The 21,679-nt window shown below is 74.9% G+C and carries 18 protein-coding genes; 14 read left to right on the plus strand and 4 right to left on the minus strand.

The genetic code is table 11. The features are described 5' to 3' along the window. The first annotated feature begins 52 nt into the window (after positions 1 to 52). Positions 53 to 1,060, plus strand: coding sequence for a LysR family transcriptional regulator (locus tag SL103_RS04520; RefSeq protein WP_069567481.1), 1,008 nt, complete (start codon positions 53 to 55; stop codon positions 1,058 to 1,060). Here SL103_RS04520 and SL103_RS04525 read toward each other — a convergent pair. Together SL103_RS04525 and SL103_RS38555 are read right to left on the minus strand one after the other, a co-directional pair. Then, entirely contained in the window at positions 1,047 to 1,505 is a 459-nt protein-coding gene (locus tag SL103_RS04525) for a lasso peptide biosynthesis B2 protein (RefSeq protein WP_244303837.1), read from the minus strand. The two genes, SL103_RS04520 and SL103_RS04525, sit on opposite strands and share 14 nt — an antisense overlap. Beyond that, a complete protein-coding gene (locus SL103_RS38555; protein ID WP_069567482.1) occupies positions 1,502 to 3,649 on the minus strand; it encodes an asparagine synthase-related protein in 2,148 nt (715 codons plus the stop codon). Before SL103_RS38555 ends, SL103_RS04525 begins: the two co-directional genes overlap by 4 nt. A gap of 328 nt (positions 3,650 to 3,977) precedes the next feature. Here SL103_RS38555 and SL103_RS04535 point away from each other — a divergent pair, with 328 nt between their 5' ends. Beyond that, complete coding sequence (locus SL103_RS04535) at positions 3,978 to 5,420, plus strand: nitrate/nitrite transporter (protein WP_079145564.1); 1,443 nt, start codon at positions 3,978 to 3,980, stop codon at positions 5,418 to 5,420. Positions 5,421 to 5,570: 150 nt separating this feature from the next. Then, positions 5,571 to 6,794, plus strand: a complete 1,224-nt coding sequence (locus SL103_RS04540; RefSeq protein WP_069567483.1) for a uroporphyrinogen-III synthase — start codon at positions 5,571 to 5,573, stop codon at positions 6,792 to 6,794. On the opposite strand, the gene SL103_RS04545 is transcribed toward SL103_RS04540, so the two are convergent. Then, complete coding sequence (locus SL103_RS04545) at positions 6,769 to 7,554, minus strand: class I SAM-dependent methyltransferase (RefSeq protein ID WP_069567484.1); 786 nt, start codon at positions 7,552 to 7,554, stop codon at positions 6,769 to 6,771. The genes SL103_RS04540 and SL103_RS04545 overlap by 26 nt on opposite strands. A gap of 281 nt (positions 7,555 to 7,835) precedes the next feature. Between SL103_RS04545 and SL103_RS04550 the strand changes: the two genes are divergently transcribed. From SL103_RS04550 to SL103_RS04575, 6 genes are all read left to right on the plus strand, one after another. Then, positions 7,836 to 8,579: a CGNR zinc finger domain-containing protein gene (locus SL103_RS04550; RefSeq protein ID WP_079145565.1), complete on the plus strand. Its 744-nt coding sequence runs from the start codon at positions 7,836 to 7,838 to the stop codon at positions 8,577 to 8,579. A 74-nt stretch (positions 8,580 to 8,653) separates the two neighbouring features. Continuing rightward, on the plus strand, positions 8,654 to 9,220 hold the full coding sequence (locus tag SL103_RS04555) for a sigma-70 family RNA polymerase sigma factor (protein WP_069567485.1): 567 nt from the start codon (positions 8,654 to 8,656) through the stop codon (positions 9,218 to 9,220). After that, positions 9,217 to 9,963, plus strand: a complete 747-nt coding sequence (locus tag SL103_RS04560) for an anti-sigma factor family protein (RefSeq protein WP_069567486.1) — start codon at positions 9,217 to 9,219, stop codon at positions 9,961 to 9,963. Before SL103_RS04555 ends, SL103_RS04560 begins: the two co-directional genes overlap by 4 nt. Before the next feature lie 141 nt (positions 9,964 to 10,104). Beyond that, positions 10,105 to 12,588 carry a HelD family protein gene (locus SL103_RS04565; protein WP_069567487.1) on the plus strand — a complete coding sequence of 828 codons (2,484 nt, stop codon included), beginning with the start codon at positions 10,105 to 10,107 and terminating at the stop codon, positions 12,586 to 12,588. Positions 12,589 to 13,000: 412 nt separating this feature from the next. Next, positions 13,001 to 14,434 carry an NAD-dependent malic enzyme gene (locus SL103_RS04570; protein ID WP_069567488.1) on the plus strand — a complete coding sequence of 478 codons (1,434 nt, stop codon included), beginning with the start codon at positions 13,001 to 13,003 and terminating at the stop codon, positions 14,432 to 14,434. Positions 14,435 to 14,741: 307 nt separating this feature from the next. Beyond that, the gene (locus SL103_RS04575; RefSeq protein ID WP_033268382.1) at positions 14,742 to 15,023 is read left to right on the plus strand and encodes an HU family DNA-binding protein; all 282 of its coding nucleotides are present in this window, start codon (positions 14,742 to 14,744) and stop codon (positions 15,021 to 15,023) included. Positions 15,024 to 15,290: 267 nt separating this feature from the next. On the opposite strand, the gene murA is transcribed toward SL103_RS04575, so the two are convergent. After that, positions 15,291 to 16,637, minus strand: a complete 1,347-nt coding sequence (gene murA, locus SL103_RS04580; RefSeq protein WP_069567489.1) for a UDP-N-acetylglucosamine 1-carboxyvinyltransferase — start codon at positions 16,635 to 16,637, stop codon at positions 15,291 to 15,293. A gap of 317 nt (positions 16,638 to 16,954) precedes the next feature. Between murA and SL103_RS04585 the strand changes: the two genes are divergently transcribed. The 5 genes from SL103_RS04585 (at position 16,955) to SL103_RS04605 (ending at position 21,347) form a co-directional block, all read left to right on the plus strand. Beyond that, on the plus strand, positions 16,955 to 17,626 hold the full coding sequence (locus tag SL103_RS04585) for a YqgE/AlgH family protein (protein ID WP_069567490.1): 672 nt from the start codon (positions 16,955 to 16,957) through the stop codon (positions 17,624 to 17,626). A 189-nt stretch (positions 17,627 to 17,815) separates the two neighbouring features. Continuing rightward, positions 17,816 to 18,496 carry a hypothetical protein gene (locus SL103_RS04590; RefSeq protein WP_069567491.1) on the plus strand — a complete coding sequence of 227 codons (681 nt, stop codon included), beginning with the start codon at positions 17,816 to 17,818 and terminating at the stop codon, positions 18,494 to 18,496. A 124-nt stretch (positions 18,497 to 18,620) separates the two neighbouring features. Continuing rightward, on the plus strand, positions 18,621 to 19,037 hold the full coding sequence (locus SL103_RS04595) for a hypothetical protein (protein ID WP_244303838.1): 417 nt from the start codon (positions 18,621 to 18,623) through the stop codon (positions 19,035 to 19,037). After that, entirely contained in the window at positions 19,024 to 19,317 is a 294-nt protein-coding gene (locus SL103_RS04600; RefSeq protein ID WP_026169910.1) for a DUF3039 domain-containing protein, read from the plus strand. The genes SL103_RS04595 and SL103_RS04600 overlap by 14 nt, the downstream gene beginning before the upstream one ends. A gap of 377 nt (positions 19,318 to 19,694) precedes the next feature. After that, positions 19,695 to 21,347 (plus strand): beta-N-acetylhexosaminidase, encoded by a 1,653-nt coding sequence (locus SL103_RS04605; RefSeq protein ID WP_069567492.1) that lies wholly within the window; start codon positions 19,695 to 19,697, stop codon positions 21,345 to 21,347. The last annotated feature ends 332 nt before the right edge of the window (positions 21,348 to 21,679 follow it).

Genomic DNA, 21,679 nt, shown 5'->3' on the forward strand with positions numbered 1-21,679 from the left:
GGGGGGCGGCAGCGGGGTCGGCGGGGGCGGCCGGCACTGCCAGGATGGCCCGGTGCCGTCCGACATCGATCCGCGTCTGCTCCGGGCCTTCACCGCCGTCGCCGAGGAGCTGCACTTCACCCGCGCCGCGGCCCGGCTGTACGTGGCCCAGCAGGCGCTGAGCCGCGACATCCGGCGGCTGGAACGGGAGGTGGGCGCCGCGCTGTTCGTGCGGACCACCCGCCAGGTCTCGCTGACCGCCGACGGGGCGCGGCTGCTGCCGTACGCGCGGCGGGTGCTGACCGCGCACGAGGAGCTGGCCGCGGCCTTCCGGCCGGCCCCCGAGCGGCCGCTGCTGGTCGACGTCGGGGTGCCGGTCGGCACCGCCTACCGGGTGCTGGAGGAGGCCAGGGGCCGGCTGCCGGACAGCTGTGAGCTGGTGGCCCGTTTCCACAGCGGACTGACCGGCGCGGCGGGGGAGTTGCTGGCCGGGCGGCTGGACGTCTCCTTCGGGCGGTACGCGGGGCTGCCGGCGGCCGTGCGGGCCGGTCTGGAGCACCAGCCGGTCCGGCTGGAGCCGATGGCGGTGCTGCTGCGGGAGGACCATCCGCTGGCGGCGCGGCCGGAGGTCCCGCTCGCGGAACTGGCCGGCGAGACGCTGTACGCGGCCGCCGGGAATCCGCAGACGGTGGAGTGGACGGAGCTGGCGGCGCGGCTCTTCGCGGGGCGCGGCATCGCGATGGCCGAGCCGTTCCCGGAGATCGACGGCTCGCAGGAGTTCGTACGGGTGGTGCGTAAACGGGGCTGGTCGGTGCTGGCGAGCGTGGAGTTCATCGAGGTGCCGGGGATGGTGCTGCGCCCGGTGGTGGAGCCGGTGCCGCTGTCGCCGGTGTCGATGGTGTGGCGGCGGGGGCTGGGGCACCCCGGGCTGGCGGCGCTGCGCGCGGTGGCGGGCCAACTGGGGCGCCGGGACGGCTGGTTGACGGTCCCGGAGGGCGGCTGGCTGCCGCCGGAGGACGCGCGTGCGATGGGCGTGGCCGGGCCGGTGCCGAGCGGGGGCGCGGAGACTACGGAACGCTGAGCACGCGGTGGTAGAAGGCCGTCTCGGCGGGTTCACCGACGGGGCGGCCGTCGACCGCGACCCAGGCGTGGGTGCGGAACGGCGCGGTGCGTACGCCGCTGCACCACTGCGGCCAGTGGCCGCGGGCGCGGCACAGCAGCGCGGTGGCCAGGGAGCGGGGGAGGCAGCCGTCGCCCGCGCAGTGCGGGCTGACCGTGACCACGGCGTGCCGGGCCCGCAGCGCCTCCGCCGCGGTGGCGGGCCGGGCGCCGCGCCGGATCCGCTCCAGGAGGCGGCACATCCGGTGCGGCGGCAGCGCTGCCAGGACCCGGGCGACGGCCACCGCCGCGCGGGCGCCGCAGCGTTCGCGGACGGTGAGCCGGCCGCCGGCGGGGAGCGGGGCGGGGCCGGTCATCGGGTCGACGGGCGGGCGGCGGGGCGGCGGGACGGCGGGTACGGCGGTCATGGGGACGGCACTCCTCTCGCCGGGGCGGCGCGGGGGACGGGGACGGCGGGTACGGACACGGCCGGCGCGGGGACGGCGGGTACCGACACGGCCGGCGCGGGGGCGTGGTCGGGGGCGACGGCGCGCAGCCAGTACTCGGTGGCGAGGGTGGCGTCCAGGGCCCGCAGGACGGGCGGCTGCGGCTGCGGGGCGGTGAGGTGGCGCCGCAGGACGTCGGGGTGGATCAGGCCGCGGGCGGCGAGCGGGGAGTCGTCGCAGAGGGCGGCCAGGGCGTCGCGGTGGGCGCGCAGGCCGGCGTGGGCTTCGGGGCCGGGCCCGGTGTGCGTACCGCGGCCGAGGACGCCGTCGGGGACGACGCCGCGCAGCGCGCGGGTGAGCAGCGGCTGGTGGACGCCGGGCCGGCCGCGGTCGGCGAGGTCGAGGGCGAGCGCCGCCTCGACGACCGCGTCGTCGAGGAACGGCGCCTCGTGGCCGACGCCGTGCGCGGCGGTCAGGGCGTCGGCGCCGCGGACGGTCTCCGCGGCGTGCAGGGCGGCACGGAGGATGTCGTGCTGGGCGCGCAGCGGCGCGAACGGTTCGGGGGCCTCGTCGGCGGCCTCGCGCAGCAGCCGGCGGACGGTGGCGACGGCGTCCGGGTGCGCCCACGGCGGCAGGGCGGGCGGCGGCTCCCAGTCGGCGCCGCCGGCCCGCCGTCCCGGGCCGGGCGCCCGGGGTGCGCTGCCGGCCAGCCACCGGGCGTAGGAGCGGCCGCCGCGGAGCGTGCGCAGGGTGTCGCGGGCGGTCCAGTGGCAGAGGTGGTGGGCGGTCCAGGCGCGCCGGGCGGCGGTGCGCAGGTCGCCGTGGGCAAGGGAGTTGAGGGCCGCCGGGCGGTGCCCGAACAGCGCGTCGGCGCCGGCGGCGACGAGGTGCAGCCGGGAGCCGTGCTCGGCGACCAGCCGGGCCCGGTGGGCGAGGCGGGCCGCCTCGCGGAAGACGGCGAGCGGGCCCGCCGGGTCGGCGGGGGTGCCGTGGCGGGTGTCGGTGGGCGGGGTGTAGCAGGTGGGGGCGTCGGCGTACGGCAGGGAGAGGTGCGCCTCGGGCGGGGGCGGGGCTCCCGCGGCGCCACGGCCGCCGCGCCGCCCCCGGGCGGCGTCCTTGCCCGTGCCCTTGTTCCTGCGCCTGCCGCCGTTCCCGTCCCGCTCCTGGCCGGTGTCCTGCCCGGTGAGCCGCCGGCGCTGCCGTTCGCGCTGCCGTTCCGCCGCGGCGAGGGTGGCGGCGCCGCGGGCGCTCCACCGGGTGTCCTCGTCGCCGGGGTCGCGGGACGCCCAGGAGGTGGTGAGCAGCCGGACGTCCTCGCGGGCGGCGAGGAAGCACAGTCCGGTGGCGCCGGTGGAGCCGGAGAGGCCGGCGCTGAGCGTGCCGCGGCGGGCGGTCCCGTCGGCGGCGGCCTGCCGCTGTGCGCGCCCGGCACGGGCCGCCACCGCGTCGGCCAGCGCCCCGGCCACGTGCTCCGCGGCGTGCTCCAGGGGGATGTCCGGTTCCGGTGGGCGCCACCAACGGGCCAGGGAGTGGCGCCCGTTGGCGTACAGGGTGAGGTGGTGGCCCGGGGGTACGGCGGACACCGCGTGCCAGGCGGGGCGCAGGGCCAGCGGGAGCGGGGCGAAGGGGAACAGCAGACGCAGCGCCGGCGCGTCCTCGTCGAGGAAGCCGAGGCCGGGGGCGCCGGCCGGGAGGCCCGCCGCGGCCGCGGCGCGGGCGAGCGCGGCCAGGTCCTGGGGGCGGTTGCCGGCGACGGTGACGCCGGCGATCCGGGCGTGGTGGAGCAGGCGGACGCCGGCGAGGTCGCCCCGGCAGCGCAGGTCGCCGTCGGCGGCGGTCAGCAGGAAGGCGCTGCCGGGGAGGCGGCGGGCGCGGCGGCCGATGCCGTCGAGGTGGCCGGGGCCGGGCAGCAGCCGGGCCAGTGTGCCGGGGGTCGCCGGGGTGGTGCCGAGCAGCAGCGCGCGGCGCGGCCCGGCCTCGGCGGGCACGGCCTCGTCGGCGGACCAGTGCCCGGTGATCCAGGGGCGTCCCGAGGGGTGGCGGAGGGTGCGGCGGGCCGGGCTCGCCGGCAGGCAGCGGCCGAGCGCGTCGGAGGCGGGGTGGTCGGGGAGGACGAGGAAATCCACGGTGGGGGAGCACTCCACTGGAGGGGCCGGTGCGGCGCCGGGCGGGCCGGGTGGACGCGGGGCGCGCCACGGGGGTCACGCAGCGCGTTCGACAGGATGCTGACAGTGTCCACGTCAATTTCCATTGCCTCGAAGGAGTGATCACGGGGGCGTGCGAGGCAAACCGGCGCGGGCCCACAGGGCGCGCACGCCGGAGCGTCCGAGATCGCTCACGGGGTCCCCGTGCGCCTGGTGAGCGCGAGGTTTCGCGGCGGTCACCTCACGCCACCGCGCCGAAACCCGCGGTCCCTATGTTCGGGGCAGACGACCCGACTCCTTGGGAGGCGCGATGACGGCCGAGGCCGCGGCAGGCACCCGTAGCGACAGTCCCGGCGCAAGCCGTACCGAGGGCCGTGCGCGGCGAGGGGGGCGGTGGATCGAGCGGTGGGAGCCGGAGGACGAGGGGTTCTGGCGGGAGACCGGTGAGCGGATCGCCCGGCGGAACCTGGCCTTCTCCGTGCTGTCCGAGCACATCGGCTTCTCCGTCTGGAGCCTGTGGTCGGTGATGGTGCTGTTCATGGGGCCGGAGTACGGGATCGACCCGGCCGGGAAGTTCTTCCTGGTGGCGATCCCGACGCTGGTGGGCGGGGTGCTGCGGGTGCCGTACACCTTCGCGGTGGCGCTGTTCGGGGGGCGCAACTGGACGGTGATCAGCGCGCTGCTGCTGCTGGTGCCGACCGCGGCGGCCGCGGTGGTGATGCACCCGGGGACGTCGTACACCACGTTCATCCTGGTCGCGATGGTGGCCGGCGTCGGCGGCGGGAACTTCGCCTCCTCGATGACGAACATCAACTCCTTCTTCCCGCTGCGCAAGAAGGGGTTCGCCCTGGGGCTGAACGCGGGCGGCGGCAACATCGGGGTGCCGGTCATCCAGCTGCTGGGGCTGCTGGTGATCGGGACGGCGGGCGCCGGCCATCCGCGGCTGGTGCTGGCCGTGTACGTGCCGCTGATCGTGCTGGCGGCGGTGCTCGCGGCGCTGTTCATGGACAACCTCGCGCCGGTCACCCACGACACCGGGGCGGCCCTGGACGCCGCCCGGCAGCCACACACCTGGGTGATGTCGCTGCTGTACATCGGCACCTTCGGGTCGTTCATCGGCTACAGCTTCGCCTTCGGGCTGGTACTGCAGAACCAGTTCGCCCGCACCCCGCTCCAGGCCGCGTCGCTGACCTTCGTCGGACCGCTGCTGGGGTCGCTGCTCCGGCCGGTCGGCGGGCGGCTGGCGGACCGCTTCGGCGGCGCCCGGATCACGCTGGGGACCTTCGCGGCGATGGGCCTGGCCACCGGCGTGGTCATCCGCGCGTCGGCGGACCACTCGCTGCCGGTGTTCCTCGTCGGCTTCTTCGCGCTGTTCGTGCTGTCGGGGCTCGGCAACGGGTCCACGTACAAGATGATCCCGGGGATCTTCCAGGCCCAGGCGCTGCGCCGCGGCCTGGCGGGCGAGGCGGCCGCGGCCTACGGGCGGCGGCTGTCGGGCGCGGCGATGGGGCTGATCGGCGCGGTGGGCGCGCTCGGCGGGCTGGCCATCAACCTCGCGTTCCGGCAGGCGTTCCTGACGGCCGGCTCCGGCACCCCGGCCTTCGTCTCCTTCCTGGTCTGCTACGCCGTGTGCGCCGCGGTGACCTGGGCCGTATACCTGCGTCCCGCCGCGCGGGAGCGGCGTGCCGCGCGGGCCGGGGCGGCCGGGGCGGCCGCGGAGGGGGAGCGGCGCGCGGTCCACGCGGAGGTGTGAGGCGCGCGGCGTAACGGTGCGGAAATACTGGAGGACCCGGGCTGTCACCTGCCGTTGGCAGTCTGGGCACCTTGGCACTCCGTGCCGCCCGAGCCGCGGCGGCCGGGCTGCGGAACGCGGCACAACCACTCTGGGCGGAGCGGGACGACCATGGACGAGCAGCATCAGGGGCGCGGGGAGCGGGAGCGGACGGAGCCGGGCACGGCACCGGGGGTCCGGCCGCTGGACGGGTTCACCATCGGGGTGACCGCGGCCCGGCGGGCGGAGGAGCTGGGCGCGCTGCTGGAGCGGCGCGGCGGGCAGGTGCTGCACGCCCCCGCGCTGCGCATCGTGCCGCTGCCGGACGACACCGAGCTGCTCGCGGTGACCCGGGCGCTGATCGACGACGCCCCCGACGTCGTCGTGGCCACCACCGCCATCGGCTTCCGCGGCTGGGTGGAGGCCGCCGAGGGCTGGGGGCTGGGCGAGGCGCTGCTGGACCGGCTGGCCGGGGTGGAGCTGCTGGCGCGCGGGCCGAAGGTGCGCGGCGCGATCCGGGCCGCCGGGCTGACCGAGAAGTGGTCGCCGGCCTCGGAGTCGATGGCCGAGGTGCTGGACCGGCTGCTGGAGGAGGGCGTCGCCGGGCGCCGGATCGCGCTGCAGCTGCACGGGGAGCCGCTGCCGGGGTTCGTCGAGGCGCTGCGGGCCGGCGGCGCGGAGGTCGTCGGCGTCCCCGTGTACCGCTGGATGCCGCCGGAGGACCTCGGTCCGGTCGACCGGCTGCTGGACGCGACGCTCGCCGGCGGCCTGGACGCGGTGACGTTCACCAGCGCGCCGGCCGCCGCCTCGCTGCTGCGCCGCGCGGCGGAGCGCGGCATCCGCGACGCGCTGCTGGCGGCGCTGCGCACGGACGTGCTGCCGGTGTGCGTGGGGCCGGTGACCGCGCTGCCGCTGGAGGCCGAGGACGTCCCCACGCTGCAGCCGGAGCGCTTCCGGCTCGGGCCGCTGGTGCAGTTGCTGTGCCGCGAACTGCCGGGCCGGGTACGGCCGTTGCCGGTGGCCGGGCGGCGGCTGGAGATCCGCGGGCACGCCGTCGTGGTGGACGGCGTGCTGCGGCCGGTGCCGCCGGCCGGGATGGCGCTGCTGCGGGCGCTGGCCCGCCGTCCCGGCTGGGTCGTCGCCCGCGCCGAGCTGCTGCGCGCGCTGCCGGGCGCGGGCCGCGACGAACACGCGGTGGAGACCGCGATGGCCCGGCTGCGGGTGGCGCTGGGCGCGCCCAAGCTGATCCAGACGGTCGTCAAGCGCGGCTACCGGCTGGCGCTGGACCCGCACGCGGACACCGACAAGTACAGCGGGGAGGACACGCAGGTCAGGAGGGTCGCGCCGGGTTGCTGACGCGGATCTTGGACTGGCCGTGCGGCCGGGTCTCCCAGTCGTCCATGAAGCGGGCCTCCAGGCCGTGCCCGCGGGCCAGCCGCAGCAGGGTGTCGGTCCGGTAGTAGAAGTCCTCGCGCAGCACCTGGTGCTCGGTGCCCTCGGTGCGGTCGAAGGTGAAGTCGAAGAAGCCGCCGGGGGCCAGGATCCGGCCGACGTGCGCGAGGCACTCGTCGATCACGTCGAGCGGGGAGTGCGAGAAGACGCTGTGCGCGTGCACCACGTCGAAGTGGCCGGCCGGCAGGAAGTCCAGCTTCAGGTCCTGCGTGATCGTCAGGTGCGGCAGCTTGTCCTGGAGTTCGTACGTCGTCAGGGTGCGCTTGGCGGCTATCAGGATGTCCGGCGAGATGTCGATGCCGTAGTAGTTGCCGGTGTCGAGGTGGGCGATGAAGCGCCAGCCGGCCCGCAGGTTGCCGCAGCCGATGTCCAGCATCCGGTGCTCCGGCCGGAGGCCGTGCCCGGCCAGGTAGGCGAACTGCATCTCGCCCAGCGCCAGCCACCGCTCGTGGCTGCGGCTGCCCACCGCGGCCTCGGGGCTGCGGCCGGTGTCGGAGGCCATCACCGCCCGGTAGTACGCGACGTGGTCGGGGTGCTTGAGGCGCAGCCAGGTGTCGCGGGCGGTGCGCTTGACGTACGGGGTGATGCGGGCGGGGTTGCGGACCGCGTAGCCGATCTTGTGGGTCAGGCTGGCGCGGTTCGTGAGCAGGGACTTGCGCGACATGGAGACCTTCGTCCTGGAGGGGCAAAGACGTGCGGTGACGTGCGGGGCGGGCCGGTGCGCGGGCCGCGGGCCGACCCGCCGCGGACTATACATCAGGTGTATACGCACAGAGTCTACTTGCGGTGTCTACCCGTGGGACCCCCGGTGTCCGGGCGCGGCGGGCCCCCGGGGCGCCCGCGCCGCCCGCCGTACGGAGTGGCCGCCTCCGGAGGGTTCCGGGCGGGCCGCGCGCCGGGCACTCTGGGAGCACACGCGTTTGGTTCCTAAGGAGTGACAGGCACATGGCAGCGGCGTGCGACCTGCGGTTCGACTGCGGCCGGACCTGCCTGGACCTGGTGGCCACGGCCGGCGACGCGCCCGCCGAACGGCTCACCGGCCCCGAGCAGTTGGCGGCCTGGCTGGTCGGCGCGGGGCTGGTGCCGCGCGGCGTCCCGCTGGACGCCGTCGACGGCCGCTGGGTCGTCCGCTTCCGGGCGCTGCGCGACCTGGTGTGCCGGGTGGTGCACGACGAGCTGCGGGACCGGGCGGCCGACGCCGACCTGGACCGGCTCAACTCCGCGGCCGCGGCCGGCCCGCCGCCCGCCCCGCGGGCGGTGCGCGGCGCCGACGGCACCCTGGCCCGTACGCTCTGCGCCCCGCCCGACTGCGCCGGGCTGCTGGCCGCGGTCGCCCGGGACGCGGTCGGGCTGCTCACCGACCCGGTGGCGCGCGGGCAGTTGCGGCAGTGCGCGGGCGAGCACTGCTCGCTGGTCTACCTGGACGGCTCGCGCGGGCGGCGCCGCCGCTGGTGCTCCAGCGAGGTGTGCGGCAATCGGGAGCGGGTGGCGCGCCACCGCAGACGCTCGACCGTGCGCGGGGCGACCGGCCCCGCGGGCGGCCCCGTCCCCTCCGGCGCCGCTCCCGGACCGGCCCGCGTCCCGTCGCCGGAGCCCGTCGGCCCGCCGCCCGAGCCCGTCGGCCCGCCGCCCGAGCCCCTCGCCCCGGCCTCCGTCATGCCCGGGAAAAATTTTCCGGCCGGCGGCTGAGTGACCCGCCCGTCCCGTCCGTACTCCTCACCGCAAGTCCGATTTCATGGCCAGGTCCCCGGCGATCTTGGGTGATGCGGGCTATCGACCCGGGAGTTGGAGTGCGTAAGGATGCCGTCGTGGCAGACAGGACGACACCTGACGAGGAGCTCATGCGAGCCCTCTATGACGAGCACGCGGGCCCGCTCCTCGCTTTCGTCCTGCGACTGGTGGCGGGCGACCGGCATCGCGCGGAGGACGTGGTGCAGGAGACGCTGGTGCGCGCCTGGCGCAACGCCGACCAGCTGCAGCGGGCCACCGGGTCCATCCGCCCGTGGCTGGTGACGGTCGCCCGGCGGATAGTGATCGACGGTCACCGCAGCCGGAAGGCCAGACCCCAGGAGGTCGACGCGACACCTCTGGAGACGATGCCCGCCGCGGACGTGATCGACCGGGCGCTGCGCATGATGACGATCTCCGAGGCACTGAGCGACCTGAGCCAGGCCCACCGAGAGGCCCTCGTCGAGACGTACTTCAAGGAGCGTACGGTCAACGAGGCAGCGGAGGTGCTGCGCGTGCCGGCCGGAACCGTGCGGTCCCGGGTCTTCTACGCGCTGCGCTCCCTGAAGCTCTCGCTTCAAGAACGAGGAGTGACGGAGTGATCCCGCCCACGCAGCCGGACCGGCACACCGACGTCGGCGCCTACGCGCTGGGCGTCCTGGACGCCGCCGACGCGGAACGGTTCGAGGCGCACCTGGTCGGCTGCGACCGGTGCGCGGCCGAACTGGAGGAGCTGATGGGGCTCACGCCCGCACTCGCCGAGTTCAAGGAGTCCGCCCCCACCCCGGAGACCCTCACCGCCGTTCCCGGCCCGCGGCTGCTGAACGGACTCCTCGACGAGGTCGCCGCCACCCGCCGCGGCCGAGCCCGGCGCCGGCTGTTCCTGGTCGCCGCGGCCGTCGTACTGATCGTCGGCGGACCGCTCGCCGCCCTCTCCCTCAAGGGGGACGCCGACGCGCCGCCGGCCGCGGCGCCGCCGCTGGCGAACGCCGTGCGCGCCCAGTACGCCGAGGGCGAGAAGGCCGGCTCCGTCGACCCGGTCACCAAGGTCTCCGCCGGTGTCTCCATGGCGCCGCGCCCCTGGGGCACCCAGGTCGTCCTGGAACTCGCCAACGTCAAGGGACCGCTCTCCTGCGACCTGGTCGCCGTCGGCAAGGACGGCCGGCGGCAGACCGTCACCACCTGGGCCGTGCCCAAGGGCGGCTACGGCATCCCCGGCAGCGCCGCCAAGTGGAACCGCGAGCCCCTCTACGCGGCGGGCGGCGCGGCCCTCGACCGCGCCGACATCGACCACTTCGAGATCAGCACGCTGGAGGGCAGGCGACTGGCCACCGTGAAGGTCTGAGACGCCCGAAGTGACGATCTGACGCAACATCCGACGGAATCTGCGGAAATCTGCCCGATTTTGTCCCTCTCACCAGGTGCGCACGGTGCCCGGTTCGCGTACGGTTGACGGCTGCCCTACGCACAGCAGAAGGGGGCCTGGGTGGCCGCGCACAACGCCACGCACGCACCGGACCACGCACCGGATTCCGTTCGCGACCGCGAGATCGAGGCCGAGCAGACGCATCTCGACCGCGTCTACCGGCGCCTTGAGGAGAAGATCCACGAGGCCGAGTTCCTGATGGACGACGCCGCCAAGCGCGGCCAGGTCGGCACGCCCGGCGCGCTCGCCGAGCGGGACGCCCAGGTCTTCCAGGCCGGAGTCCACCTCCACCGGCTGAACTCCGAGTACGAGGACTTCCTCTTCGGGCGGATCGACCTGCTCCTCGGCAAGGACGGCAAGAAGGGCCCGGACGGCGCGTACACCTCGGTCGAGCCCGCCGACGGCGCCGTCGAGAACAACCGCGCGACGATCGCCGAGACGCTGCACATCGGGCGGCTCGGCGTCCTCGACGCGGACTACTCCCCGCTGGTCATCGACTGGCGGGCGCCGGCCGCCGCGCCCTTCTACCGCGCCACCCCGGTCGCCCCCGGCCGGGTCGTCCGCCGGCGGGTGATCCGCTCCAAGGGCCGCCGGGTCCTCGGCGTCGAGGACGACCTGATGCGCCCGGAGGTCACCGCGACGCTGGACGGCCGCGAGCTGCCGGCGATCGGCGACGGCGCGCTGATGGCCGCGCTCGGCCGGGCCCGCAGCCACACCATGCGGGACATCGTCGCCTCCATCCAGGCCGAGCAGGACATGGTCATCCGGGCGCCCGCCGCCTCCGTCACCGAGGTCGAGGGCGGGCCCGGCACCGGCAAGACCGCGGTCGCCCTGCACCGCGCCGCCTACCTCCTCTACCAGGACCGCCGCCGCTACGCCGGCGGCATCCTGATCGTCTCCCCGACGCCGCTGCTGGTCGCCTACACCGAGGGCGTGCTCCCGTCGCTCGGCGAGGAGGGCCAGGTCGCCATCCGCGCGCTCGGCTCGCTCGTCGACGGCGCGGAGGCGACCGCGTACGACCCGCCCGCGGTCGCCCGGATCAAGGGCTCCTCGCGGATGCAGAAGCTGCTGCGCAAGGCGGCCCGCGGCGCTCTGGAGCTGGCGGCACCGCCCGCGGGCGGCGTGGCGGAGGACGCCGGGCCGGACACCCAGCTGTCCCTGGAGGACCTCGTCCGGGGGCCCGACGGGCCGGCTCCCCGGGGCGGCGCCCGCCGCCGGACCCGGGGCGGATCCGCCCGTCCCGCCTCCACCGCGCCCGCCCGGCTGCGGGTGGTGGCGTTCGGCACCCGCCTCGAACTGGACGCCGACGAGCTGCACGCCATCCGCCAGTCGGCCCTCGGCGGCACCGCCCCGGTCAACCTGCTGCGCCCGCGCGCCCGCCGGCTGATCCTGGACGCCCTGTGGGCCAAGTCCGGCGCGGGCCGCCGCTACACCGACCCCGAACTCGCCGCCGAGGCCCGTGAGGGCTTCGACGAGGACCTCACCACCGAGCCCGTCCTCCAGGAATTCCTGGACGCCTGGTGGCCCGAGCTGACCCCGCGCGGCGTGCTGGCTGCGATGGCCGACGAGCGCCTGCTGAGCCGCTGGGCACGCCGCGTCCTCAACCCTCGCGAGGTGCGCCAACTGGCCCGCTCCCTGGGGCGGTTGGACGCCGCCGGGCAGGGCCCGCTGTCGGTGCACGACATCGCGCTGCTGGACGAACTCCAGCAGATCGTGGGCGCCCCGATGCGCCCGGCCCGTCCGCGCGAGGCCGACCCGCTGGACCATCTCACCGGCCTGGAGGAGCTGACGACCTGGGCGGACCGCAACGGCGGCGGCCGCGGCCGGCGCGAACGCCTGGAGGAGGAGCGCACCGACTACGCCCACGTCATCGTCGACGAGGCGCAGGACCTGACGCCGATGCAGTGGCGGATGGTCGGCCGCCGCGGCCGGCAGGCGACCTGGACCGTCGTCGGCGACCCGGCGCAGTCCTCGTGGTCGGACCCCGACGAGGCCGCCCTCGCCCGGGACGAGGCGCTCGGCACCCGCCCGCGCCGCCGCTTCACGCTGACCGTGAACTACCGCAACCCCGCGGAGATCGCCGAACTCGCCGGCAAGGTGCTCGCGCTGGCGATGCCCGGCATGCAGTCGCCGAAGGCGGTCCGCTCGACGGGCCTGCGGCCGCGCTTCGCGCTCGCCGGGGACGGCGCGGGCCCGACGGGCGACAAGGAGCTGGAGCGGGCCACCGTCGCGGCGGCCGGGCGGCTGCTGGACGAGGTGGACGGCACGGTCGGCGTCGTGGTGGCGATGAACCGCCGCGAGCAGGCCCGCCGCTGGCTGGCCCCGCTGGGCGACCGGGTGGTGGCCCTGGGCTCCCTGGAGGCCAAGGGCCTGGAGTACGACGCCACGCTGGTGGTCTCGCCCGCCGAGATCGCCGACGAGTCGCCGGCCGGCCTGCGGGTGCTCTACGTGGCGCTGACCCGCGCCACCCAGCAGCTGACGGTGCTCTCCACCGCGCGCGACGAGCCGGACGCCGCGGCGGTGCCCGACCTGCTGCGGGACTGAGGCGTTCCCCGTCCGGCCGCCGGCTGTCCGCCGGTGGCCGACGGCCGTCCGGGGGGTTGTGGAAATCGGCGCCGCGGGACGGGATTCGCTTCCGGGGATGGTTTGTTAGCCTGGGTGACGGCACCGGCTCGATCCAAGCCCCCGGGCCCAACCATCGTCGCTACGAGCGACCACTTGCCGCGAGGCGAGCATGGCGGGTCGGTGCCGTTGACGCAGAGAGGTCCACGCCACTCCGGTGGCGTGGACCTCTTTTCTGTGCGCGATCATTCTCGTATGGTGGAATTCGTTTTCCGAAGATGTCGTCGCGGGCGAACAAAACGTTCGCAATGCGAGGCGGCTACCGCGTACTGCGCGGTAGGTGCGACGATCGGACGGCAATCCAGCTACACGGTGAAAGCAGAGGAAGTCGGCCATGGCAACGGCGCCCAGCGTCTCCTACTCGATGACGGTCCGGCTGGAGGTGCCCGCGAGCGGAACCGCGGTGTCCCAGCTCACCACGGCCGTCGAGTCCCACGGAGGCTCGGTGACCGGCCTCGACGTCACTGCGTCCGGACACGAGAAGCTCCGCATCGACGTCACCATCGCGGCGACGTCCACGGCCCACGCCGACGAGATCGTCGAGCAGCTGCGCGGCATCGAGGGCGTCGCCCTCGGCAAGGTCTCCGACCGTACGTTCCTCATGCACCTCGGCGGCAAGATCGAGATGTCGTCGAAGCACCCCATCCGCAACCGTGACGACCTGTCCATGGTCTACACCCCCGGCGTCGCCCGGGTCTGCCAGGCCATCGCCGACAACCCCGAGGACGCCCGCCGCCTGACCATCAAGCGCAACAGCGTCGCGGTGGTCACCGACGGCTCCGCCGTGCTGGGCCTGGGCAACATCGGCCCCAAGGCCGCGCTGCCCGTCATGGAGGGCAAGGCGGCCCTCTTCAAGCGCTTCGCCGGCATCGACGCCTGGCCGATCTGCCTGGACACCCAGGACTCCGACGCGATCGTCGAGATCGTCAAGGCCATCGCCCCCGGCTTCGCCGGCATCAACCTGGAGGACATCTCCGCGCCCCGCTGCTTCGAGATCGAGGCGCGGCTGCGCGAGGCCCTGGACATCCCGGTCTTCCACGACGACCAGCACGGCACCGCCATCGTGGTGCTCGCCGCGCTCACCAACGCGCTGCGCGTCGTCGGCAAGAAGATCGAGGACGTCCGGGTCGTGATGTCCGGCGCCGGCGCGGCCGGCACCGCGATCCTCAAACTGCTGCTCGCCGCCGGTGTCCGGCACGCCGTCGTCGCCGACATCCACGGCGTTGTGCACGCCGGCCGCACCGACCTGGTCGACGCCGACCCGGACTCCGCGCTGCGCTGGATCGCCGACAACACCAACCCCGAGGGCGTCACCGGCACCCTCAAGGAGGCCGTGGTCGGCGCGGACGTCTTCATCGGCGTCTCCGCGCCCAACGTCCTGGACGGCGACGACGTCGCGCGGATGGCCGACGGCGCGATCGTGTTCGCACTCGCCAACCCCGACCCGGAGGTCGACCCGGCGATCGCCCGGCAGACCGCCGCCGTCGTGGCCACCGGCCGCTCCGACTTCCCGAACCAGATCAACAACGTCCTGGTGTTCCCCGGTGTCTTCCGCGGCCTCCTGGACGCCCACTCCCGTACCGTGAACACCGACATGATGCTGGCTGCGGCCGGCGCCCTGGCGGACGTCGTCCTGGAGGACGAGGTCAACCCGAACTACATCATCCCCAGCGTCTTCAACGAGAAGGTCGCGGGCGCGGTGGCCGGTGCGGTCCGGGAAGCGGCCAAGGGCAGCGAGCCCGCTGTGACGGCGGCCACGACGGTCTGAGAACGGCGCGTCGCGGGACACGCCGTCGTTGGTGCGCCCATAGGGTGGCGGACAGTAAGCGACCGCCGCCCTGTGGGGCCGGCCCGGAGCGGGATTGGCACGGAGCGTCACCACTGACGAGGCAGTGGCGCTTTTCGTGTGACCCTCCTGGGTGCCGGATTGGCTTTACCGCCGCAGGTAGGGGCAGGATGCGTAATCGGGCGAGAGGGTCTGGCACCAGACCCGGGTCCGGGGACTGTCCGAGGACCCTGGCAGCATCGGCTTCGATCTCACGCCTCATTGGCAAGAAGAACACGGGAGTACAAACATGAACCGCAGTGAGCTGGTGGCCGCTCTGGCCGATCGCGCCGAGGTGACCCGCAAGGACGCCGACGCCGTTCTGGCCGCCCTCGCCGAGGTGATCGGCGAGGTCGTCGCCAAGGGCGACGAGAAGGTCACCATCCCCGGCTTCCTGACCTTCGAGCGCACCCACCGTGCCGCTCGTACCGCGCGCAACCCGCAGACCGGTGACCCGATCCAGATCCCGGCCGGCTACAGCGTGAAGGTCTCCGCGGGCTCCAAGCTCAAGGAAGCCGCCAAGGGCAAGTAAGACCCTCCGTACGGCGTGAGAAAGGCGGCCGCCCCCTCCAGGGGCGGCCGCCTTTCCCGTGCCGCCGTGCCGCCGCCCTCCTGCCCGCCTGCGGGCCGGGGACGGCGCGGGGGGCCACCGGGTGGCCGGCGCCGCCCGGCGGCCCGCTGAGGGCCGCCGCAGCGCCGTCGTGGGGCCGCCGGCCGCGGCACCCGCCCGCACGACGAGGGGCGGCCACCCGGAACCCGGGTGGCCGCCCCTCGTCGTGCGCCGCTCAGCCGGCCGGCGTCAGTTGCGCAGCTCCCCGTTGGGCAGCTCCACCTGGGCGCCCAGCTCGACGAGCTTCGCCATGAAGTTCTCGTAGCCGCGGTTGATCAGGTCGATGCCGTGCACCCGCGAGGTGCCCTGCGCGGCCAGCGCCGCGATCAGGTACGAGAAGCCGCCGCGCAGGTCGGGGATGACCAGGTCGGCGCCCTGCAGCTTGGTGGGGCCGGAGACGACCGCGGAGTGCAGGAAGTTGCGCTGGCCGAAGCGGCAGGCGGAGCCGCCCAGGCACTCGCGGTAGAGCTGGATGTGCGCGCCCATCTGGTTGAGCGCGGAGGTGAAGCCGAGCCGGGACTCGTAGACCGTCTCGTGCACGATCGACAGGCCCGACGCCTGGGTCAGCGCGACCACCAGCGGCTGCTGCCAGTCGGTCTGGAAGCCGGGGTGCACGTCGGTCTCCAGGGCGATCGCGTTGAGCGAGCCGCCCGGGTGCCAGAAGCGGATGCCCTCGTCGCCGATCTCGAAGGCGCCGCCGACCCTCCGGAAGGTGTTCAGGAAGGTCATCATCGAGCGCTGGTGCGCCCCGCGGACGAAGATGTTGCCCTCGGTGGCCAGCGCCGCCGACGCCCAGGAGGCGGCCTCCAGCCGGTCCGGGAGCGCCCGGTGGGTGTAGCCGTCGAGCTTGTCGACACCGGTGATCCGGATCGTCCGGTCGGTGTCCATCGAGATGATCGCGCCCATTTTCTGCAGGACGCAGATCAGGTCCTCGATCTCCGGCTCCACCGCGGCGTTCGACAGCTCGGTCACGCCCTCGGCCAGCACGGCCGTCAGCAGGACCTGCTCGGTCGAGCCGACCGACGGGTACGGCAGCCGGATCTTGGTGCCGCGCAGCCGGTGCGGGGCCTCCAGGTACTGCCCGTCGGCGCGCTTCTCGATCTTCGCGCCGAACTGGCGCAGCACGTCGAAGTGGAAGTCCACCGGCCGGCCGCCGATGTCGCAGCCGCCCAGACCGGGGATGAAGGCGTGGCCGAGGCGGTGCAGCAGCGGGCCGCAGAACAGGATCGGGATCCGGGAGGAGCCGGCGTGCGCGTCGATGTCCGCGACGTTGGCGCTCTCGACGTGCGAGGGGTCGAGGATCAGCTCGCCGGCCTCGTCGCCGGGCCGGACCGTGACCCCGTGCAGCTGGAGCAGCCCGCGCACCACGCGTACGTCGCGGATGTCGGGCACATTGCGCAGCCGGCTGGGGCCGCTGCCGAGCAGGGCGGCGACCATGGCCTTGGGCACAAGGTTCTTCGCACCGCGAACCCGGATCTCGCCCTCCAGCGGGGTGCCGCCGTGGACAAGCAGTACGTCGTCAGTAGAGACGGTCATGGATCTCGCGTTCCTGGAGACGGGCAGGGGCCAAGCCAAAATGGTAAGGGCGGCCGAGGGGGTGTCCGTAGGCCCGTGCAGGCTCTGGGCATGTAATGGCTTTGTCACAACACCCTCGGCTACGATCCGCCTTTGATCTGTAATCGCCCTTTGGGGTAAAGGTCGCTGAATGTCTCGAATGCGCGGTTCGGTGTCGCGTCCGGGTTGACACCCCGGGGCCCGTGCGCCCGGGGCTGCCGCCGTACGCCCTGCCCTGCTCTCGGGGGGATGCGGGCGTTGACTCCCCGTTCGGGGCAGAAGTGCGGGATCATGTGGCCATGACCGAGGTGTCCTCGCTCACAGGCCGGCTGCTCGTCGCGACGCCCGCGCTCGCCGATCCCAATTTCGACCGCGCGGTGGTGCTGCTCCTCGACCACGACGAGGAGGGCTCCCTCGGCGTGGTCCTCAACCGCCCCACGCCGGTCGGCGTCGCGGACATCCTCGCGCCCTGGGCCGCGCTGGCCGGTGAGCCGGGGGTGGTCTTCCAGGGCGGTCCGGTCTCGCTGGACTCGGCGCTCGGGGTGGCCGTGGTGCCCGGCGGGCCGTCCGGCGACGGCGGCGTCCCGGCCGTGGACGGCGGCGCCCGGCCCGACGAGGACGGTGCGGAGGCGACCGGCGTGGCCGCCGCGGACCGCGCCGACGTCGCGGCCGGCGACGAGCCGCTGGGCTGGCGCAGGGTGCACGGCGCGATCGGTCTCGTCGACCTGGAGGCCCCGCCGGAGCTGCTCGCCGCGGTGCTCGGCAGTCTGCGGATCTTCGCCGGCTACGCGGGCTGGGGACCGGGCCAGCTGGAGGACGAGCTGGTCGAGGGCGCCTGGTACGTCGTCGAGTCCGAGCCCGGTGACGTCTCCTCGCCCGACCCGGAGCAGCTGTGGCGGGCGGTGCTGCGGCGGCAGCGCAACGAACTGGCGATGGTGGCGACGTACCCGGACGACCCCTCGCTGAACTGAGGCCGCGGACGGCCCGGGCCGCGCGGCCGGACGCCGTTCGCACGCCCGCCCGGATTTCGTTGACCGCTGGATTATTGTGACGGCTTCGTCATGGGGGATTGTCAGTCCCCGTCGTTATGGTGCGAGATGACAGGGGACGGTGCGCGGCCGCGTGGGGCGGGACCGTGCCGGACAGCGGGGGAGAGTGCCATGCACAGGCCGAGTGTGCCCGGGGATCTGGACCGTCCGGAGCGGGTGTGGGCCCGCGCCGCGACGCTCGCGGTGGTCGCCGCCGCGATGGACGACGGCGACGAGTTCTCCTGGGGCGAGCAGGGGCTGGAGTGCTGGAACGGCGGCGGCAGCTACTGGTGGCGGCTGAAACTCCTCGAGGGCGGCCGGGCGCTGCTGTGCGGCCAGGACTCGGACGGCAGCTACACCCACGACGGTGACCGGCAGATCGACTTCCTGGCCGGCGGCCCCGAGTGGCTGCCCCGGGACCGGTTGCACCACGACGCCCAGGGCAATCTCCTCGGGTTCGTCTACTGGTGGCAGGACGGCGCCTGGGCGCGTGCGCCGTATCCCGAGAAGCTGCCGGACGACGGCCTGGCGATGGCGCTGAGCTGGGCCGCCCCCGGCGAGGACGCGGTCCGGCGGATCGTCGACGACCTCGTGGCGCTCACCGAGACCGAGGTCGACGCGGCGGCCGGCGTGCGGGCCTTCCTCGCCGCGGCGGAAGCCCGCACGGTCGGTGCGGCGGACGTCGCCGCGCTGCTGGACGCGGTCTGCGACAAGGACTCCTGGTACGACGTCCGGCCGGAGGCCGCGCTGGCCTTCGCCGGGAAGCTGGGCCTGACGGCCGGCGAGCGGGACGGGGCGGCGGTCGCCTCGTAGCGCCGCCTACGACGGCCGCGCCGCGAGGGCCAGGAAGCGCTCGGCGAGCGGATGGGCGTCGCGCACGGGCAGCGCCAGGTGGACGGGCACGGCCGGGGCGTTCCTGAGGCGCACATGCCCGCTGGTGGACCGGGGAGGGCGGGCCCGGGTGCTGGTCGGCGGCGTGCTGGTGGTGGTCGTCGCCGCGCAGGCGCTGCTGCCCTGGCTGGCCGCTGTGGCGCTGCCCGGCGCGGTGGCGGCGCCGGTGGCGTGGGGCGCGGCGGGCTGGGCGCTGCAGGTGCCCCAGCAGCACCGGCTGCTGGAACTGGCCGGCCCGCGCGGCACGGTCGCCCTCGCGCTGAACAACTCGGCGCTCTACCTGGGCCGTGCGGTCGGCTCCGCGCTCGGCGGGCTGGCGCTCGGGGCGGGGCTGGCGCCGGCCGCGCTGCCGTGGGCGGTCGCCGCGGTGGCGGCGGCCGGCCTCGCCGTCCACCTGGCGGCGGGCCGACGCTCCCGGCTTGCCGCGGGCGTGAGTACCCTTGGCAGTTATGAGCACTCTTGAGCCCGAGCGCGGGGCAGGCACGGGGACCCTCGTAGAGCCGACACCTCAGGTGTCGCACGGCGACGGCGACCACGAGCGCTTCGCCCACTACGTCCAGAAGGACAAGATCATGGCGAGCGCGCTCGACGGTACCCCCGTCGTGGCGCTCTGCGGCAAGGTCTGGGTCCCGGGCCGTGACCCCAAGAAGTACCCGGTCTGCCCGATGTGCAAGGAGATCTTCGAGTCCATGGGCGCCGGTGGCGACAAGGACAAGGGCGGCAAGGACGGCGGCAAGAAGTAGCGCCGCGGGCCGCGCGCCCACAGCAGAACAGCAGGAGCCGCGGGACGTCGTGACCGGCGTCGTGCGGTGGCGGTGCCCCGCCGTGGGTACGGGCCCGGGCCCTCGTGGCCCGGGCCCGTCGGCGTTCCCGCGCACCCGGCGCCGCGGACCGGACCGGCCGCCCGCCGCGGCGCACAACCGCCCCCGCCGCCCCGGGGATTGCGCCGCCTCCCGCGCCGGCCCGCCCCTCGTGCCACCCCTCTTCGGGTGAACGGGAAACGGCCGGGGCGGGATCGTGGCAGCATCGACCGCGACGACCACCCCCGCGCTGATCCCCTCCGCACCCGCACAGCGCCGACCGGTCCCGTGCCCGGGCGGCGCGCCGAAGGACTGACGGCATGCCGGACACAGACACCCACCCGGGAGCGGGCGCCGGCCTGATCCCGGCACCGCTGAGCGTCGACGGGCCGCACCGCTGCGCGGTCCACCTCGGCCACGGCACCGCGCTGGCCGCCGCACCCGGCACCGAGGACACCGCGCAGTGGCTGCGCGCCACCCTCGGCGCGGCCTTCGGCCTGCCGCTGCCGCCCGGCCCCGCCGACGCCACCGACACCCTCGTCCTCGCCCTGGACCCGGCCCTCCCGGCCGAGGGCTACCGCCTGGAGGCGGTGCCCCGTTGGGGCGTACGCCTCACCGGCGGCGGCCCGGCCGGTGTCTTCTGGGGGGCGCAGACCCTGCGTCAGCTCCTCGGCCCGCACGCCTTCCGCCGCGCCCCGCTCGCCCCGGGGAGCCCCGTCGCCCTGCCGGCCCAGACCGTCGAGGACGGCCCCCGCTTCGCCTGGCGCGGCATGCTGCTCGACGTCGCACGGCACTTCCTGCCCAAGGACGGCGTGCTGCGCTGCCTCGACCTGCTCGCCGCACACAAGCTCAACGTCCTGCACCTCCACCTCACCGACGACCAGGGCTGGCGCGTGGAGATCCGGCGCTACCCGGAGCTGACCCGCACCGGCGCCTGGCGCGCGCGCACCAAACTCGGCCACCGCGCCTCCCCCCTGTGGGACGAGCGGCCGCACGGCGGCTACTACACCCAGGACGACCTCCGCGAGATCGTCGCCTACGCCGCCCGACGGCACATCACCGTCGTCCCCGAGATCGACCTCCCCGGACACTCGCAGGCCGCCATCGCCGCCTACCCCGAACTCGGCAACACCGACGTCCTCGACACCACCTCCCTGCAGGTCTGGGACACCTGGGGCGTCAACCCCAACGTACTGGCACCCACCGACAACACCCTGCGGTTCTACGAGCACGTCCTGGAGGAGGTCCTCGACCTGTTCCCCTCGCCGTTCGTGCACATCGGCGGCGACGAGTGCCCCAAGGACCAGTGGCGGGCGTCCGCCACCGCGCAGGCCCGGATCGCCGAACTGTCGCTGGCCGGCGAGGACGAGCTGCAGAGCTGGTTCATCCGGCACTTCGACCGCTGGCTCACCGACCGCGGCCGGCGCCTGATCGGCTGGGACGAGATTCTCGAAGGCGGCCTGGCCGAGGGCGCCGCCGTCTCGTCCTGGCGGGGCTACGCCGGCGGGATCGCGGCCGCGAAATCCGGCCACGACGTGGTCATGTGCCCCGAACAACAGGTCTACCTGGACCACCGTCAGGACCCGTCCCCGGACGAACCGGTGCCCATCGGCTTCGTACGGACCCTGGAGGACGTCTACCGCTTCGAGCCGGTCCCGCCGGAACTGACGGCCGAGCAGGCCGCACACGTCCTGGGCACGCAGGCCAACGCCTGGACCGAGGTCATGGACACTCAGGCGCGCCTGGACTACCAGGTCTTCCCGCGGCTGGCCGCGTTCGCCGAGGTCGCCTGGTCGCGGCTGCCCGCCCCGCCGGACCGCGACTACCAGGACTTCACCCGGCGGATGGCCGTCCACTACGCCCGGCTGGACGCCCTCGGGGTCGACTACCGGCCACCCGGCGGCCCCCGCCCCTGGCAGAAACGCCCCGGCGTGCTCGGACGCCCGATCGACGGGGCGCCCCCAAACGTGTGAGCCCCCGCGCAAGGAGGGAGCCCGTCCGGCCGGACCCTGGGACGGTGGTGCGGTACGGCGGTTCCCCCGCCCCGCCGTACCGCCCCGCGGGGCACCGCCGAACCGACGGGGCGCGCCCGCGGCGGCCGGCCGCCACCGTGCTCCCTCACGGCCCGTGGCGGGTGAACTCACGGCCTGTGGCGGACGAAACCGGACCAGCAGCCTGTTCGGGGACGGAACGCCGCTTCGTGGACCCTCGCGCCGAGGGCCCGGGAAGATGTGCCAGAGTTGCCACGTCCGGGCCGTGAGCACGTACCGTACGGCGGAGCGGAACTGCCGGGACACCGGGGAAG

Source organism: Streptomyces lydicus (genome assembly GCF_001729485.1).
Taxonomy (GTDB): Bacteria; Actinomycetota; Actinomycetes; order Streptomycetales; family Streptomycetaceae; genus Streptomyces; species Streptomyces lydicus_D.

Bases quoted from the DNA above. Each gene is read 5' to 3' on its own strand.
- SL103_RS04525 (WP_244303837.1), bottom strand. From the start codon at position 1,505: ATGACCGCCGTACCCGCCGTCCCGCCGCCCCGCCGCCCGCCCGTCGAC.
- SL103_RS04535 (WP_079145564.1), top strand. From the start codon at position 3,978: ATGACGGCCGAGGCCGCGGCAGGCACCCGTAGCGACAGTCCCGGCGCA.
- SL103_RS04540 (WP_069567483.1), top strand. From the start codon at position 5,571: ATGGACGAGCAGCATCAGGGGCGCGGGGAGCGGGAGCGGACGGAGCCG.
- SL103_RS04545 (WP_069567484.1), bottom strand. From the start codon at position 7,554: ATGTCGCGCAAGTCCCTGCTCACGAACCGCGCCAGCCTGACCCACAAG.
- SL103_RS04550 (WP_079145565.1), top strand. From the start codon at position 7,836: ATGGCAGCGGCGTGCGACCTGCGGTTCGACTGCGGCCGGACCTGCCTG.
- SL103_RS04555 (WP_069567485.1), top strand. From the start codon at position 8,654: ATGCGGGCTATCGACCCGGGAGTTGGAGTGCGTAAGGATGCCGTCGTG.
- SL103_RS04570 (WP_069567488.1), top strand. From the start codon at position 13,001: ATGGCAACGGCGCCCAGCGTCTCCTACTCGATGACGGTCCGGCTGGAG.
- SL103_RS04575 (WP_033268382.1), top strand. From the start codon at position 14,742: ATGAACCGCAGTGAGCTGGTGGCCGCTCTGGCCGATCGCGCCGAGGTG.
- murA (WP_069567489.1), bottom strand. From the start codon at position 16,637: ATGACCGTCTCTACTGACGACGTACTGCTTGTCCACGGCGGCACCCCG.
- SL103_RS04585 (WP_069567490.1), top strand. From the start codon at position 16,955: ATGACCGAGGTGTCCTCGCTCACAGGCCGGCTGCTCGTCGCGACGCCC.
- SL103_RS04590 (WP_069567491.1), top strand. From the start codon at position 17,816: ATGCACAGGCCGAGTGTGCCCGGGGATCTGGACCGTCCGGAGCGGGTG.
- SL103_RS04600 (WP_026169910.1), top strand. From the start codon at position 19,024: ATGAGCACTCTTGAGCCCGAGCGCGGGGCAGGCACGGGGACCCTCGTA.
- SL103_RS04605 (WP_069567492.1), top strand. From the start codon at position 19,695: ATGCCGGACACAGACACCCACCCGGGAGCGGGCGCCGGCCTGATCCCG.